The sequence below is a fragment of the Acetobacter fabarum genome (assembly GCF_011516925.1).
In the GTDB taxonomy this organism is placed as follows: domain Bacteria; phylum Pseudomonadota; class Alphaproteobacteria; order Acetobacterales; family Acetobacteraceae; genus Acetobacter; species Acetobacter fabarum.
Map to the genome: position 1 here is coordinate 116,369 of NZ_WOTG01000002.1, position 15,640 is coordinate 132,008.

Genomic DNA, 15,640 nt, shown 5'->3' on the forward strand with positions numbered 1-15,640 from the left:
TCCGGCGAAGCAGGCGCTACCTCCGGCGCAGCTGCCTGAGCCGTGCTGGCTGCGTGTCAGTTCTGCGTCGCCAGCTGTTCTATTCCTGCCTGTTTTTCCCAGCCTGCAGAAGCCTCCCGTTGGGAGGGAGGCTTTGTGGTCGTGGGGTCAGGCGGAAGGGATCTCCTTCCGGGAGGCATGCAGGGTTTTATTGAGCTGCTCTGTATCCAGTGCGTTTTCCCACCGGGCCACGACAATGGTCGCTACGGCGTTGCCCACAAGGTTGGTGAGCGAGCGGCACTCGGACATAAACCGGTCAATCCCCAGTATGAGCGCCATACCCCCCACCGGCACACTTGGTACAACGGACAGGGTGGCCGCCAGTGTAATAAAGCCTGCCCCTGTAACCCCCGCAGCCCCTTTGGAGCTAACCATAGCCACAAGCAGCAGGGCAAGCTGTTCACCAAAACCCAGATGCACGTCGGTTGCCTGCGCAATAAACAGAGCTGCAAGGGTCATGTAGATATTGGTGCCATCAAGGTTGAAGGAATAGCCCATAGGCACCACCAGCCCCACAATGCCCGGCTTGCACCCGGCCTGCTCAAGCTTGCTGATAAGCCCGGGCAAGGCTGATTCGGACGAGCTGGTGCCCAGTACAATCAGCAGTTCTTCCTTGAGGAACATCAGAAGCCGCAGAATGCTGAACCCCGCCAGCCGGGCAACAATACCCAGAATAACCAGCACAAACACGCCTGCGGTAAAGTAAAAGGTCAGCACCAGCCCCAGCAGATGCACAATGGAGCCAAGGCCAAACTTGCCCACGGTAAATGCCATGGCCCCAAATGCACCAACTGGCGCCAGATACATAACCAGCCGGACCACGCCAAACACCATTTCCGTCAGGCTGCGGAACAGGTTCAGAACCGTCTCCCCCGCCTGACCCATCTGCGCCATGCTGATGCCAAACAGAATGGCGACCAGAAGCACCTGCAGGATCTCGCCCGAGGTAAAAGCCCCCGCCGTGGTGGAGGGAATGATCTGGAGCAGGAAGTCGGTAAAGGAATGGCCGTGTGCTGCCTGCACAAACTGCTCAACGGAGGCGCTATCCAGGCTTTGCGGGTGGATGTGCATGCCAGCGCCGGGGCGCACGATATTGGCCACCACCATGCCCACAGCCAGTGCCAGCGTGGAAAAACATAGGAAATACAGCATGGCCTTACCCGCCACGCGGCCGGTCTGTTTAAGGTCCGCCATGCCTGCAATGCCGGTGCTGACCGTCAGGAAGATAACCGGCGCAATGACCATTTTGATCAGTTTTACAAACCCGTCTCCCAACGGTTTGAGCAACGTTGCAACGGAGGGGAACAGAGCGCCGACAAGAATACCTGCCGCCACGGCTGCGAGAACCTGAAGATAAAGGAACCGCTGGTGTGAGCTGGATAGGGGAGCAGTAGAGGGAAGCACGCTGGTTATCTTTCTGTTTTTATTGTTTTTGTTTTGGCGTCCGCAATGGGCGTTGGCGAAAAGTTATGCTGTTATATCAAGCCTCTCGGTGTAAGCAGGGGGTAGGCTACTCCCACTTGTTGCAGTTTGGAAAGGGTTGTCCCCTTATCTGGGGCATGAAAAAAACAACACTGTTGTGTGTTTGCCCCCGCACCTGTGCATGCGCGGGCGGAATGGGCGCATCATGTACCGGGGTTTACGGGGAGAATAAGCGGTCGTGCGACGGATTTGTGTGTTTTGTGGTTCCAGTGTCGGGCGTGGGCCTGCCTACCTGCATGCGGCAGAACAGCTTGGCCTGCTTATGGCCCGGCGCGGCATAGGGCTGGTGTATGGGGGGGCTTCGGTCGGGCTTATGGGGGCTGTGGCCAATGCCGTACTGGCCGGTGGCGGGCAGGTTACGGGCGTTATTCCGCAGGCACTGGTTGCGCGGGAGGTGGCGCATAACGGGCTGGAGGACCTGCGGATTGTAGGGTCCATGCACGAGCGTAAAGCCCTTATGGCGGATATGTCCGACGCCTTTATTGCCCTGCCCGGCGGCATTGGCACTCTGGAGGAACTGTTTGAGGTCTGGACATGGACCCAGCTTGGCAACCACGCCAAACCCTGCGGTGTGTTGAATGTAAACGGGTTTTACAGCACGCTTGGCACGTTTCTGGACCACGTGGTGGCGGAGGGTTTTCTTAAACCCGCGCACAGAGCCATTTTGCAGGTTGGCCAGACACCCGAAGACCTGCTGGACAGGCTGGCCCAATGGCACCCCCCGCAGGAAACAAAATGGATTGCGCAGGATGAACGCTGAATTTGTTTCAATACTGCACCAATGGGGGTGATATTTAGATTATAGAGTTGATGTAAAAGGGATTTTTGTTTCACAATTTCTTAACGCAACCTGAATAAAAAGAGTTTTATCTTGCGCTCATCTTTTTCTGCGCAGGGTGCTTTTATGTCAGATACAATGCTGAGTTCTCCGGTTGGAGGACGTCCGAATATGCGTAAAGGGGAGCATCAGGCTTTCCGCATGTTCTTTTTGGGAGTGATTGCAGCAGCTCTGGCGTTTGTTGGTTACAGCGTGCTGGCTGACCTGCACGCTGTTGGTACCAGTGGCATAGCAACCGGGGCCTTCGCCCTGCTGGCTCTGGCGTTGCTTATTGCTCTGGGCTTTGAATTCGTGAACGGATTTCACGATACGGCCAATGCGGTCGCAACGGTTATTTACACCAACAGCCTGCCGCCACTGGTTGCGGTAGTCTGGTCTGGTATGTGGAACCTGCTTGGGGTTCTGACCTCCTCGGGGGCGGTGGCATATAGTGTTGTAACGCTGCTGCCGGTGGAACTGATCCTCCAGGTTGGCAGTGGTGCTGGCCATGCCATGATCTTTGCCCTGCTGCTGTCCGCCATTGTGTGGAACCTGGCAACATGGGCGCTGGGTATTCCCAACAGCTCGTCCCACGCTCTGGTTGGCTCCATTCTGGGTGTGGGCCTTGCAAACCAGCTTATGTCGCCTTCTGGCAGCGCGCTGTATGGCGTGGACTGGATGCAGGTTAAAAAGGTGTTCTCCGCCCTGCTGTTCAGCCCCCTGTGTGGCTTTATTCTTGCCGCGGGCCTGTTCATGGTGCTGCGCGTTGTGGTGCGCAATGCCGCCCTTTACCGTGCGCCTGAAGGCGATGCCCCGCCCCCTCTGTGGATCCGTGGTCTATTGATTGGCACCTGCACGGGTGTTTCCTTCTTCCACGGCAGCAACGACGGGCAGAAGGGCATGGGCCTGATCATGCTGATCCTGATTGGTGCTGCGCCTACCGCCTACGCCCTGAACCGCGCCATGCCCGACAGCATGATGCCCGGCTTTGTGGAAACCGCACAGCAGGCCTCCCACGTGTTTGACGTGCACGCCCAGCCCATGCTCAAGCAGCCTACGGCGGAAGAAGCCCGCGCCCAGGTAACAGACGCGCTGCGCATCAAATCCGTAGCCCGCCCCGAAGTGTATGCCGCACTCTCCGTCCTGTCGGCTGATATTGCACAGGCCGTAAGTGGGTACCACTCCTTGCACGAAATTCCGGCAGCAACCGTGCCCAACGTGCGTACCGACATGTATCTGGTGGCGGAAGCCATTCACAACATGGGCAAGGCAGCAACCTTTAGCGCAGAAGAAGACAGCGAACTCGCCAAGTTCATGAAGCAGCTTAACGCAGGCACACGCTTTATTCCTGTGTGGGTTAAAATTGCGGTGGCTCTTGCTCTGGGCCTTGGCACCATGGTCGGCTGGAAGCGCATTGTTGTGACCGTGGGTGAAAAAATTGGCAAAAGCCACCTGACCTACGCTCAGGGTGCTTCCGCCGAGTTCGTAGCTATGGGCACCATTGGTCTGGCCGAAGGGTATGGCCTGCCGGTTTCCACCACGCATATCCTCTCCAGCGGTGTGGCTGGCACAATGGCTGCCGGTGGTGGTGGCTTGCAGTGGGGCACCCTGCGCGCCATGGGCATGGCATGGATTACCACCCTGCCTGCCGCCATGCTGATCAGTGGCGTGCTGTATGTGGTGTTCCGCCACATTTTCTAAAAAACCTCCGCTCTGGCGTGGTCATGCACCACGCCAGACACTGTTTCTGCCAAACAGCAAAGGCAAGATCATGTCTGATGCCAATGTGAACAGCCTTTCTGCCGCCGAGCGTGAACGCGAGCGTATCCGGCAGGAGATCATTGACGATCTGGATGAAGAGATCGAACTCGAATTGCAGGAAGAGGGGCTGGGGGGGGAGGCCTCCGTGTCTGACCGCAGCTTCCGCCATACCTATTTTAGCGAGCTGGTCCGCCTGCAGGGCGAACTGGTGCGTTTGCAGGACTGGGTGAAGGAAACAGGCCACCGTCTGGTGGTGCTGTTTGAAGGGCGCGATGCCGCAGGCAAGGGGGGGGCGATCAAGCGCATTACCCAGCGGCTCAACCCGCGCATCTGCCGTGTGGCCGCGCTGCCCGCCCCCACAGACCGCGAAAAAACACAGTGGTACTTCCAGCGTTACGTAGCTCAGCTTCCCGCCGCGGGTGAGATCGTTCTGTTTGACCGTAGCTGGTACAACCGCGCTGGTGTGGAACGGGTCATGGGGTTCTGCTCGGATGAGGAATACGAGGAGTTCTTCCGCTCCGTGCCAGAGTTTGAGCGCATGCTGGTGCGCAGTGGCATCCAGCTTGTCAAATACTGGTTCTCCATCACGGATGATGAGCAGGAAGCCCGCTTCCGTGCCAGAATAGAAGACCCGCTTAAGCAGTGGAAGCTCAGCCCGATGGATCTGGAGAGCCGCCGCCGGTGGGAATCCTATACCAAAGCCAAGGAAACCATGCTCGAGCGCTCCAGCATTGCCGAGGCCCCATGGTGGGTTGTGCAGGCGGTGGATAAAAAGCGCGCACGGCTGAACTGCATCAACCATCTTCTGGCACAGGTGCCTTACCAGCCTGTGTCACATCCCGAGGTGGATCTGCCCCCGCGTGTGCATCATGCGGACTATGAACGCCTGCCTACGCCTGAAAACATGATTGTTCCAGAAATCTACTAGGTGTGTTCAAAAACCCTCCCCGCCCTGCGGGGAGGACCTGAAGCAGTTGTCCACGGCTTCAATCAGGGCCCGCCCGCTGGCCTCGTCCCGTTTGGGGGCGGCAAAATGCGGTCCAAGCTTTATACCGTAGCGCATGGGCAGGGGAGGGCGTTTTAAAAACGGCCAGCCCTGTGACAGATAGGGTGATGGTGTTTCTATCAGCACCACCTGCACGTCCGAGCGTGTGCGCTGGGCAATGGCGGCAAAGCCGGGCTGCACCGGGCCGGGTTCGGCTCCTGCGCGGGAGCGTGTTCCTTCGGGGAACAGCAGAAGCTGGCAGTCCTCATGCAATGCCTGGGATGCCGGGCCAATAATCCTGAGCAGCGTATCGTGTCGCACATAGCCTGCGGTGCGCAGGGTGCTGCCCAGCACGCCTCGCTCCCATATGGAGGCTTTGGTCACGCACACCATATGCGGCAGGGCTGCGGCCAGCAGCAGGCAGTCCAGCCGGGAGGGGTGGTTGGCAACCAGCACAAGGTTCCGGCGCTGGGCAATGGCTGCCAGTTCCGCCATGTCACAGTCCAGAATACCGGCGGCATGTAGGTAGCGTACGGCCACCTTGGCCATGGTGCACAGCCAGCGCCGGGCCACACGCCTGCGGCGTGCGCCCTCGGGCATGGTATGGCGCAGCACAAATGCCCCTGCATCCAGCACCACAAAAACCCCTCCCGTTACCAGCAGGGAGGTATAAAAGCGCGCCGAGGCACTTATGGCGGAGGGGGGGGATAGCGGCATGGGGCTACGGAACAGACCTGCAGGAACACATAACAGAAGTTAAGGCGGGGGAGCCTGATCAGGGGGCGGGAGCATCCGCCGCCATGATCTGGCGCAGGCTTGCGGCCATACTGGCTTTGTCAGCCTGTGCATCTATGGTGCCCCGGTAGCGCGTCTGCGGGTCCATAACCACAAACTGGGGGGACATGCGCATGGCGTAATCCCATTCCGGGTCAGTCATTTTTTCAACCGGTGCATGGTATTCCTTGGCCAGATCAGCCAGAGCAAAGGGGGCTGCCGTGCCAGCCACCACGCGGGGGCTTATGGTCTCGCCGTACTGGCGCAGGCGCTGGGCGTCATCCCGGTCGGGGTCCAGACTGACAAAAATAATAACCATCTTGCGTTTGCCCGGATCAACCTCATCCATGGCGGCAGACATGGCCTGTAGGGCAGGGGTGCATGCGTCCTGCCCGCAATGGGTTGCCCCGAACAGCACCAGCATCCACCGGCCCTGAAAGCTCTTGTCCGTCATGGTGCCGGTTGTGGCGTCCATCAGGCGGAAGGAGCCCCCAACGGGGTTGCCGTAGGAGTTAAGGGTAATGCTGTGCTTGAGTGCCAGCTCGGTGGCCAGCAAGCTGCCCACCCCGGCAAGAGCCAGAATACCCACACTGATCAGGGTAATGCGTTTTCCTGCTGGTGTCATGGGTTAGTGTGCCTCCGCCCAGTTCTGGGCAATGCCTGTTTCTACCACCAGCGGCACTTTGAGCTGTGCTGCTGCTTCCATAATGGCCTTGGCTTTTTGTGCCACGGCACTGGCCTGTTCTGCATCCACTTCAAACAGCAGTTCGTCATGGACCTGTAGCAGCATGCGTGCGCTGTCCAGCCCTGTGGCCTTCAGGGCTTCGGGCAGGCGCACCATGGCGCGTTTGATAATGTCCGCAGCACCACCCTGAAGGGGGGCGTTAATGGCCTGCCGCTCCGCATACTGGCGGCGAACGGCACTTTTCTCATGAATGCCCGGTACATAGCAGCGCCTGCCAAACGGGGTCATGACATAGCCGTTGGCGCGGGCTTCGGCCTTGACCTGCTCCATGTAATCCCGGATGCCGGGGTAACGGGCAAAATAGGCATCTATGTAGCTTTTGGCCTCCCCTGCAGGAATACCAAGCTGCTTGCCCAGCCCAAAGGCGGAAATGCCGTAAATAATCCCAAAGTTAATGGCCTTGGCGCGGCGGCGGGTCAGGGCGTCCATGCCTTCGAGCGGGATGTTGAACACCTCGGAGGCTGTGCGGGCGTGAATGTCCTGCCCCAGCTCAAAGGCTTCACGCAGGGTGGGAATGTTGGCCACATCGGCCAGCAGCCGCAGCTCGATCTGGGAATAGTCGGCCGAGATCAGCTTGCGCCCTGCCGGGGCCACAAATGCCTGACGGATGCGCGTACCTTCCTCCGTGCGGACAGGAATGTTCTGGAGGTTCGGGTCGGAGGAGGACAGGCGGCCCGTGGTGGTAATGGCCATCTGGAACGAGGTATGGACCCGGCTTTCCTTGCTGGTCAGCTTGAGCAGGGCATCCGTATAGGTGGATTTGAGCTTGGCAAGCTGCCGCCATTCCAGCACGCGTACCGGCAGGTCGTGGCCCTGATCGGCGAGGTCCTGCAATACGGAGGAATCCGTACTCCACGCCCCGGCCTTGCCGCGTTTGCCGCCCTTGAGTCCCATTTCATCAAACAGGATTTCACCAAGCTGGCGGGGAGAGGCAATGTTGAACTCCCGGCCAGCCGCGGCGTAAATGCCCTGTTCCATGTTTTTCATGCGGCTTTCAAAATCGGCGGAAAGGCGGGTCAGTTCCGCGCGGTCCACTGCAATGCCGTTTTTTTCCATGGTGGCAAGCACCTGTACCAGAGGGCGCTCCACCTGCTCGTACAGAGCCAGAGCCTTGTTGGTGCGCAAGGTGGGGTGCAGCACATGCCACAGGCGCAGGGTTACGTCTGCATCCTCGGCAGCGTAGGTGGTGGCTTTTTCCACCGGTACCTTGGCAAAGGGAATACGGTTGCGGCCCGTGCCGGTTACGCTGTCATACGTTATGGGCGTGTGGTTGAGGTGTAGGGCAGACAACTCATCCATGCCCTGCCCATGCAGCCCGGCAGACTGGCTGTAGGAGATCAGCATTGTGTCATCCACCGGCGCAATGCTGGTGTGGTCTATGCCTGCGTGGTCCAGTACCAGCAGGTCGAACTTGGCGTTCTGGAAGACTTTGAGAACACTTTTGTCCTCCAGTAGCGGACGTAACAGCTCCAGTGCCTGTGTGGCGTCAAGCTGTTCGCCGGTCAGGGCTTCCAGCGTGCCCTCGTGCCGTACGGGCACGTAACAGGCTTTGCCGGGTGCGGTCGCAAGGGAAAAACCGAGCATGTTGGCAGCCAGCGGGTCCAGCCCGTCGGTTTCCGTATCCACGGCGCATACACCTGCTTCCTGCGCCATGCTGACCCATTTTTGCAGGGCCTCGGCGGTACGCACGGTTTCGTACTCCGCATAAGGTGCGCTCAGCAGGTCGGCGGGGCCAGTGGATTGGGCTGGTGCGGCCTGAGCCGGGTTGGGGGTGTCCTGCCCGTTTGCGCTGGCATGGGCGGAGGCACGGGCCGCGCGGTGGGCATGTGCCCCAGCCGGGCTGCCCATACCCATGCGGGACATGACGGAGCGGAAGCCCATGCTGTCCAGCCAGTCGGCCAGTGCCAGCTTGTCTGGCTCGCGCGTGGCCAGTTCCTCTACCGGTACGGGCAGGGGCACGTCCGTTGCCAGCGTGACCAGCTGGAGCGAGAGGCGGGCCGCCTGCGCATGTTCGATCAGCATGTCCCGCTTTTTGGATTTTTTCATATCCGGGGCGCTGGCCAGCACGTTTTCCAGCGTACCGAATTCGTTAATCAGGGCCGAGGCCGTTTTGGGGCCAATGCCGGGCACGCCGGGCACGTTATCCGTCGGGTCGCCCATAAGGGCCTGCACATCCACCACTTTTTCGGGCGGGACACCAAACTTGGTTTCCACTTCCGCCGGGCCTATGGGGGTCTGCTTGATGGGGTCAAGCATGCACACGCCTTGCCCCACAAGCTGCATCAGATCCTTGTCGGAGGAAATAATGGTGCAGGTGCCCCCCATTTTGCGTACGGCCACGGCGTAAGAGGCAATCAGGTCGTCTGCCTCCCAGCCCGGCAGTTCTATGCCGGGGACGTTAAAAGCCTGCGTGGCATCCCGGATCAGGCTGAACTGGGGGCGCAGGTCTTCCGGCGGTTCTGGGCGGTGGGCTTTGTATTGGGGGTAAATGTCGGAGCGGAAGGTCTGGCGGCTTGCATCAAACAGCACGGCCAGATGCGTGCCCACATGGTCGCGCAGCAGGCGGGCCAGCATGTTGGTAAAGCCGTACACCGCATTGACCGGCACCCCTTCGGGGCTGGTCATGGGGGGGAGGGCATGAAAAGCGCGGAAAATAAAGCCGCTGCCATCCACAAGAACCAGATGCGGCGTGTTGGTCATGGCTGGGGGAACCGTGTGCAGGGGAGGGCGGGTAAAAAAGCAAGCATGTTCTGGGGATATGCCGCTTGGGCCGGTCTGTCCAGCATCTCTGCCGGAGGTATAGACAAAAACACCCCGGCAGAGACCGGGGTGTTTGAGCAGGGTGCCCTGAGGTGGCCTTACGCTACGGTGCTGATCCAGTTATGTGGGTCAGCCGCGCGGCCAAACTGGATGTCGCACAGCTTTTGGCGCAGCTTTGCCGTGACATCACCCACCTGATTGTTGTTGATGGTGCAGCTATCCGTCTTGCTCTTGAATGCCCCGATGGGGGACACAACAGCCGCCGTGCCACAGGCAAACACTTCCTTGAGCCTGCCGGATTTGGCATCGGCAAAAAGCTGGTCAAGCGCGTAGCGCTCTTCCTTTACGGTCAGGCCTGCATCGCGCGCCAGTGTCAGCAGGCTATCCCGCGTAATGCCGTGCAGAATGGTGCCGCCTTCCAGCGGGGGGGTCAGCAGGGTGCCATCTTCAAACACCATCATCACGTTCATGCCGCCCATTTCTTCCAGCCAGCGGCGTTCTTCCGCGTCCAGAAACAGAACCTGCTGGCAGCCGTGGTGCTTGCCTTCCATCTGTGCGGTCAGGCTGGCGGCGTAGTTGCCGCCGCATTTGGCCGTACCCGTGCCCCCGCGGGAGGCGCGCACGGTTTCCGTTTCCACCCAGACCGAAACCGGACCGGCATCCTTGGAGAAGTATTCCCCCGCAGCACAGGCAATGACAATGAACTTGAACTCGGAGGCAGGCTTGACCCCAAGGGCTGCTTCCGTCGCAATCATGAAGGGGCGGATGTAAAGCGTGCCCACCTCGGGTGCGGGCACCCAGTCCTGGTCGATTTTGACCAGCTGGGTCACCGCTTCCAAAAACAGGTCTTCAGGCAGTTCCGCCATGGCCATGCGCTCGGCCGATTTTTGGAACCGGCGGGCATTGGCTTCGGGGCGGAAGAGCTGCACACCGTCATTGGGGGCGCGGTAGGCCTTCATGCCTTCAAAGATTTCCTGCGCGTAGTGCAGCACGGAGGCGGCGGGGTCGAGCATGAGCGGCTGGCGGGGCAGAATTTCAGCCGAATGCCAGCCCCTGCCTTCCGTATAGGTAACAACAGCCATATGATCGGTAAAAGCGCGGCCAAAACCGGGGTTGGCGACCAGGCTTTCACGCTCGGCGGCGGGGGTGCCATCCGTTTTGCGGGTGATCTTGAAGGCAATGTTGTCGGCTACGGTGGTCATGGTGTTCTCGCGTTTTCCGCGGCGCTGGTGTGGGGACCAGGGGCCTGGTTGCTCCGATATACGGGTTTATTCTGTTGCTTCAGGCACGCCATAAGGCAGCCTGCCGGTGGCCCGGTTGGGCTCTTTCCTATCATGTTCGCCGTGTCTGTGCCAGACAGGTGCAAACCATGGCGTATGTGGTCCGTTCCTGTGTGTTGTGCGGCTGCGGCAGGGCTGGAAGCCCCACGCCACAGTGCCAAGGCTTTTTTGCAAGGTGGTGTAACAATGCCTCATTCTTCTATCCGGCAGGGTTATGCAACGCTGCCCTCCAGCTTTTATACCCGCACGCAGCCCACCCCGGTTGCCCGGCCTGAACTGATTGCCCTGAACACGGCACTGGCCGCAGAGCTGGGGCTGGATGCAGCATGGCTGGCCGGGCCACAGGGCTTGGCCATGCTGGCAGGCAACCAGATACCACAGGGCATGGACCCGCTGGCAACCGTGTATGCGGGGCACCAGTTTGGCCATTTTTCTCCCCAGCTGGGGGATGGCCGTGCCCTGCTTTTGGGGGAGGTTGAGGACCGCAACGGCCATCTGCGCGAAATTGCACTCAAAGGCTCCGGCCCCACGGCTTATTCCCGCAGTGGGGATGGCCGGGCCGCCCTTGGTCCTGTCCTGCGTGAATACCTGCTGAGCGAGAGCATGGCCGCCCTTGGCATCCCCACCACCCGCGCGCTGGCCGCCGTGGCAACGGGGGAGCGCGTTTACCGTGAAACACCCTTGCCCGGTGCCATTGTGGCCCGTGTGGCGCGCAGCCATATCCGCGTTGGTACGTTCCAGTTCTTTGCCGCCCGGCAGGACAGGCACGCCTTGCGCGCGCTGGCCGATTTTGCCATTGCCCGGCTTTACCCGCAGGCAGCACAGGACGCGCAGCCCTATGTGGCGCTGCTACAGGCCGTGGTGGCGGCGCAGGCGGCCCTTGTGGCGCGGTGGATGCTGGTCGGCTTTATTCATGGGGTCATGAACACCGACAACATGGCTATATCGGGGGAAACCATAGATTACGGTCCCTGCGCCTTTATGGACACCTACAACCCGGCCACCGTGTTCAGCTTCATAGATAAGCGTGGCCGTTACGCCTACACCAACCAGCCGACCATAGCCCTGTGGAACCTGACCCGTTTTGCCGAGGCCCTGCTCCCCCTGCTGGCGGAGGAGGACGGGCAGGCCATCAGTCTGGCCCAGCAAGCACTTGGGGCGTTCCATCCGCATTTTCATGCAGCCTATTTTGCTGGCATGCGCGCAAAGCTGGGGCTGGTGGGGGAGGATGAGGGGGATGAAACCCTGTTCAAAACCCTGCTGGACCATATGGAGGCGGAAAAGATGGACATGACCAACACCTTCCGCGCTCTCAGTCATGAAGAGGCTTTGCGCGGCCCCGGCCTGCCGGCTGGGTTGCCTGCCAGTACCAGCCCGTGGCTGGCCCGCTGGCGTGCTCGTGTGGCGCGGCAGGGGAGTGCGGACTATGCCGCCCGTGCCAGCGCCATGCAGCAGGTCAACCCGTGCTATATTCCACGTAACCACAAGGTGGAGGCCATGATTCAGGCCGCCGTAAAACAGCACGATTACACACCGTTCCGGGAAATGCTGAGCGTGCTGGCCACCCCTTATGTGGAGCAGCCGGGCATGGGAAGCTACACAGTCCCCCCCACACCTGACGAGGTGGTACCCTATACCTATTGTGGCACCTAAGGAGCGTTACACCACACCTGTGGTGCTGATGAAGCGTTGCCCGTCCCGCCCGGTATCTACCCGTGCCTCAATACGGTACACGGTGCGCAGGTGCTCGGGGGTTAAAACTTCCGCCGGGGGGCCGTAGGCCAGAATATGGCCATTGTGCAAAAGGCATGCCAGATCGCACTGATTGAGTGCGATGTTCAGGTCATGCAGCACCATTAGCGTGACCAGATTGCGCTGTACGGTCTCACGCCGGATCAGGGCCATAACGGTCTGCTGGTAGTACGGGTCAAGCGCGCTCAGGGGTTCATCCAGCAGCAGGGCGCGGGGTTTGCGGCCAAGGGCCTGTGCCAGCCCTGCAAGCTGGCGCTGCCCGCCGGAGAGTGCATGCAGGCTTTGCGTGGCAAGGTGGGCAATGCCCACATCGGCCAGACAGGCCATGGCGGCGTCTATGTCCGCTGCCGTGCTGGTGTTGCCCTGCCTGCCTGTGGCGTGGCGGGCGGCCAGCATGGCATCCAGCACGCTCAGGCGCACGGGCTCTGGCAGGGTCTGGGGCAGGTACAGGCAGTGCTGCGCCCGTTGGGCCCGTGGCAGGGGGGTAAGGTCCACCCCATCCAGCATGAGTGTGCCTGTGGCGTGCAGCAGCCCCCCAGTGGCGCGCAGCAGGGTGGATTTGCCGCTGCCATTGGGGCCCAGAACGGCACAGACCGCCCCGTGGGGGAACGGCCCTGCATCCAGTTCGGAGATTACGGATTTGCGCCCGTACCGCACAGTCAGGTTATGCAGCGTCAGCCCGGCTGGCACGGGGGGCGTCATGGCAACTCTTCCCCACGGCGCAGCACAATAACCAGAAAAAACGGTATGCCCACCAGAGCGGTCACAATACCTGTTGGCACCACAACGCCGGGCACCAGCACCCGCGCGACAAGGGCTGCGAGGGAGAGAATAAACGCCCCGCTCAACAGGCTGGCAGGCAGGTAAAAGCGGTGGTCCTCCCCCACAAGCCGGCGGGCAATATGGGGGGCCACCAGCCCGATAAAGCCAATAACCCCCACAAAGGCTACGGCCAGCGCGCATAAAAGGCTTATGCGCAGCAGGGCCGCACGGCGCAGGCGTGGCACATCCACCCCAAGGCTTGCAGCCCGGTCCTCCCCCATACGCAGGGTGGTAAGCGGCCATGCCGCCCGGAGCGAAAATGGCAGGATACAGGCCAGAGCCCCGGCCAGCAGGCCCAGCGTGCCCCATGTTGCGCGGGTCAGGCTACCAAGGGTCCAGAACACCAGATTTTGCAGGGCGTCCTCGTTTGCCACAAACTGCATGAGGGCAACCAATGCCTGAAACGAAAACACAAGTGCCACTCCGCACAGGATAACCGTGCCCGTCCCGCCCTGACGCAGCCGCACCAGCATGTCCAGAATCCATACAGACAGGGCCGCACAGACAAAGGCGCTCCCCGCAGTCAGCCACATGTCGGGCACATGAGCTACGTGCCAGCCCAGCACAATGGCAAGGGACGCGCCAAACGCCCCGGCGGCGGACAGGCCCAGCGTAAACGGGCTGGCCAGCGGGTTGGCCAGAATTGTCTGCATTTCCGCCCCTGCCAGCCCCAGTGCAGCCCCCACGCAGGCCGCCATAAGTGCGTAAGGCAGGCGGATCTGCCAGACAATCAGGCTTGTCTGCTCATCTACTCCGGCAGGGTCAAAAACAGCACGCAGCATGGTTGTGGGGGAAAGTTCGGCAGGCCCCACCGCGCAATCCAGCAGGACAGACAGGGCCAGCGCACCCAAAAGCCCGGCCAGCACAAGGCTGCGGTGGCGCAGGGCGGTCTGGTAGGTGCGGGCAATGGTGGGGTGGTGGGTCATGCCCGCACACTATCCTGCCGTATATGGCGCAGGGCAAGGGGGCATGGTGTACGGGCACACCAAAAGACGTGCAGGCCACGCGGCAGGCTGGGCTGGTGGTTTACACCCTGCGGCTTGACGCACAGCCTGCAAGCAGGCTTTGTACGCGCAATTCCACCCCATAAGCGTGAATGAGACAAACGGGTTTGGCACATACAGTTCCCCCTCAAGGCGAAGCCGCGCCCGGCCTTGCCCCTACCCACGGCACCACACTGGCCTTTACGGTGGATGCCGCACAGGCGGGCGAGCGGGTGGACCGGTTTTTGTCCAACTGCCCCGGAGCCCCTTCGCGCTCACGCATCAAAGGGCTGATCGAGGGCGGGAACCTCCTGTGCAATGGTGTGGTGTTGCGTGAACCCGCCACGCCGGTCCGGGCCGGAATGGTGGTGGTGCTGGACCTGCCTGCCGCAGCCCCTGCCACCCCGCAGGGCGAAGCCATGGATTTTAACATCCTGTATGAAGATGATGACCTGATTGTGCTGGACAAGCCCGCGGGGCTGGTGGTCCACCCCGCACCGGGGAACGAGACGGGTACGCTGGTCAACGGCCTGATCGCCCATTGCGGCAATAGCCTTAAGGGCATTGGCGGGGAGCGCCGCCCCGGCATTGTGCACCGGCTGGATAAGGATACGTCGGGCGTTATGGTGGTTGCCAAAACGGAAAAAGCGCATCTGGCGCTCTCGGATGATTTTGCCGCCCGCCGCATAGACCGTGCCTATCTGGCGTTCTGCTGGGGTGTGCCTACCCCTGCGGAGGGGGATTATGAAGGCGCAATAGGCCGCGACAAGCGGGACCGCAAACGCATGGCGCTGGTTACCCATGGTGGCAAATGGGCCTTGACCCATTACCGCACGCTCAAGGTGTTCAGTGCTTCGGCCGCCCTTGTTGCGTGCAAACTGGCAACGGGCCGCACGCACCAGATCCGGGTGCATTTTTCGGCCAATGGCCACCCGCTTATGGGGGACCCGCTCTACCTGCGGCGCGTGCCTGCTGCGGCCCGTGGTCTGTCCCCGGTGGGCAAAGGGGCTGGGCTGGACTTCCCCCGTCAGGCGCTCCATGCGGCGCGGCTGGGCTTTACCCACCCCAGAACGGGCGAAAACCTGCTGTTTGAAACCCCAATGCCGCCCGACATGCAGGAACTGGAACAGGCCCTGAGCGACTCGTAACGGCGCAGGCCTGCTCCGAGTCCGCATTAAAGGGGACCGCTACGGTCCACTAACTGTGGCAGTTTTGCTACCATCCGCACCTGTTTTCTTGACAGGGTGCATTTTTCAGGCGCACCCTCTTGGTCCATACCGCTCACTTTTCCGTAAAGCGGGAAGGGGCCTTTGGTCTCTGCTGCTCATGCCGAGGGTAGATGCAAGGGCCGTCTAGTTTTCCATCGGGTAATGGGACTCGCCGCTGCAAGTCTGGATGCGCCTGTTAACGGAACAGGAACCAAACGCATCCGTGGGAGTT

At 60.9% G+C, this 15,640-nt stretch carries 12 protein-coding genes; 5 read left to right on the plus strand and 7 right to left on the minus strand.

Going from position 1 to position 15,640, the window contains the following annotated elements:
* Positions 1-147 precede the first annotated feature (147 nt).
* A complete protein-coding gene (locus tag GOB83_RS03605; RefSeq protein WP_086646607.1) occupies positions 148-1,443 on the minus strand; it encodes a dicarboxylate/amino acid:cation symporter in 1,296 nt (431 codons plus the stop codon).
* Positions 1,444-1,699: 256 nt separating this feature from the next.
* On the opposite strand from GOB83_RS03605, the gene GOB83_RS03610 reads away from it, so the two are divergent.
* The 3 genes from GOB83_RS03610 (at position 1,700) to ppk2 (ending at position 5,027) form a co-directional block, all read left to right on the plus strand.
* Positions 1,700-2,281 carry an LOG family protein gene (locus tag GOB83_RS03610; RefSeq protein WP_165925268.1) on the plus strand — a complete coding sequence of 194 codons (582 nt, stop codon included), beginning with the start codon at positions 1,700-1,702 and terminating at the stop codon, positions 2,279-2,281.
* Positions 2,282-2,425: 144 nt separating this feature from the next.
* Entirely contained in the window at positions 2,426-4,039 is a 1,614-nt protein-coding gene (locus tag GOB83_RS03615) for an inorganic phosphate transporter (RefSeq protein ID WP_086646609.1), read from the plus strand.
* Positions 4,040-4,109: 70 nt separating this feature from the next.
* On the plus strand, positions 4,110-5,027 hold the full coding sequence (gene ppk2 / locus GOB83_RS03620) for a polyphosphate kinase 2 (protein ID WP_086646680.1): 918 nt from the start codon (positions 4,110-4,112) through the stop codon (positions 5,025-5,027).
* Positions 5,028-5,033: 6 nt separating this feature from the next.
* On the opposite strand, the gene GOB83_RS03625 is transcribed toward ppk2, so the two are convergent.
* The 4 genes from GOB83_RS03625 to GOB83_RS03640 form a co-directional block, all read right to left on the minus strand.
* The gene (locus GOB83_RS03625; RefSeq protein WP_165925269.1) at positions 5,034-5,801 is read right to left on the minus strand and encodes a lysophospholipid acyltransferase family protein; all 768 of its coding nucleotides are present in this window, start codon (positions 5,799-5,801) and stop codon (positions 5,034-5,036) included.
* Positions 5,802-5,859: 58 nt separating this feature from the next.
* Positions 5,860-6,483 (minus strand): SCO family protein, encoded by a 624-nt coding sequence (locus GOB83_RS03630; protein WP_086646611.1) that lies wholly within the window; start codon positions 6,481-6,483, stop codon positions 5,860-5,862.
* Positions 6,484-6,486: 3 nt separating this feature from the next.
* Positions 6,487-9,303 (minus strand): DNA polymerase I, encoded by a 2,817-nt coding sequence (gene polA, locus GOB83_RS03635; RefSeq protein ID WP_165925270.1) that lies wholly within the window; start codon positions 9,301-9,303, stop codon positions 6,487-6,489.
* 158 nt (positions 9,304-9,461) lie between these two features.
* Positions 9,462-10,565, minus strand: a complete 1,104-nt coding sequence (locus GOB83_RS03640; RefSeq protein ID WP_165925271.1) for a branched-chain amino acid aminotransferase — start codon at positions 10,563-10,565, stop codon at positions 9,462-9,464.
* A 264-nt stretch (positions 10,566-10,829) separates the two neighbouring features.
* Here GOB83_RS03640 and GOB83_RS03645 point away from each other — a divergent pair, with 264 nt between their 5' ends.
* Positions 10,830-12,296, plus strand: a complete 1,467-nt coding sequence (locus GOB83_RS03645; protein ID WP_165925472.1) for a protein adenylyltransferase SelO — start codon at positions 10,830-10,832, stop codon at positions 12,294-12,296.
* A 6-nt stretch (positions 12,297-12,302) separates the two neighbouring features.
* Here the strand turns inward: GOB83_RS03645 and GOB83_RS03650 are convergent, their stop codons facing one another.
* Together GOB83_RS03650 and GOB83_RS03655 are read right to left on the minus strand one after the other, a co-directional pair.
* Entirely contained in the window at positions 12,303-13,097 is a 795-nt protein-coding gene (locus GOB83_RS03650; protein ID WP_165925272.1) for an ABC transporter ATP-binding protein, read from the minus strand.
* A complete protein-coding gene (locus tag GOB83_RS03655) occupies positions 13,094-14,143 on the minus strand; it encodes a FecCD family ABC transporter permease (protein ID WP_165925273.1) in 1,050 nt (349 codons plus the stop codon). Before GOB83_RS03655 ends, GOB83_RS03650 begins: the two co-directional genes overlap by 4 nt.
* 251 nt (positions 14,144-14,394) lie before the next feature.
* Here GOB83_RS03655 and GOB83_RS03660 point away from each other — a divergent pair, with 251 nt between their 5' ends.
* Positions 14,395-15,348: an RluA family pseudouridine synthase gene (locus GOB83_RS03660; protein ID WP_233129144.1), complete on the plus strand. Its 954-nt coding sequence runs from the start codon at positions 14,395-14,397 to the stop codon at positions 15,346-15,348.
* Positions 15,349-15,640: the final 292 nt, after the last annotated feature.

Bases quoted from the DNA above. Each gene is read 5' to 3' on its own strand.
- GOB83_RS03615 (WP_086646609.1), top strand. From the start codon at position 2,426: ATGTCAGATACAATGCTGAGTTCTCCGGTTGGAGGACGTCCGAATATG.
- ppk2 (WP_086646680.1), top strand. From the start codon at position 4,110: ATGTCTGATGCCAATGTGAACAGCCTTTCTGCCGCCGAGCGTGAACGC.
- GOB83_RS03625 (WP_165925269.1), bottom strand. From the start codon at position 5,801: ATGCCGCTATCCCCCCCCTCCGCCATAAGTGCCTCGGCGCGCTTTTAT.
- GOB83_RS03630 (WP_086646611.1), bottom strand. From the start codon at position 6,483: ATGACACCAGCAGGAAAACGCATTACCCTGATCAGTGTGGGTATTCTG.
- polA (WP_165925270.1), bottom strand. From the start codon at position 9,303: ATGACCAACACGCCGCATCTGGTTCTTGTGGATGGCAGCGGCTTTATT.
- GOB83_RS03640 (WP_165925271.1), bottom strand. From the start codon at position 10,565: ATGACCACCGTAGCCGACAACATTGCCTTCAAGATCACCCGCAAAACG.
- GOB83_RS03645 (WP_165925472.1), top strand. From the start codon at position 10,830: ATGCCTCATTCTTCTATCCGGCAGGGTTATGCAACGCTGCCCTCCAGC.
- GOB83_RS03650 (WP_165925272.1), bottom strand. From the start codon at position 13,097: ATGACGCCCCCCGTGCCAGCCGGGCTGACGCTGCATAACCTGACTGTG.
- GOB83_RS03655 (WP_165925273.1), bottom strand. From the start codon at position 14,143: ATGACCCACCACCCCACCATTGCCCGCACCTACCAGACCGCCCTGCGC.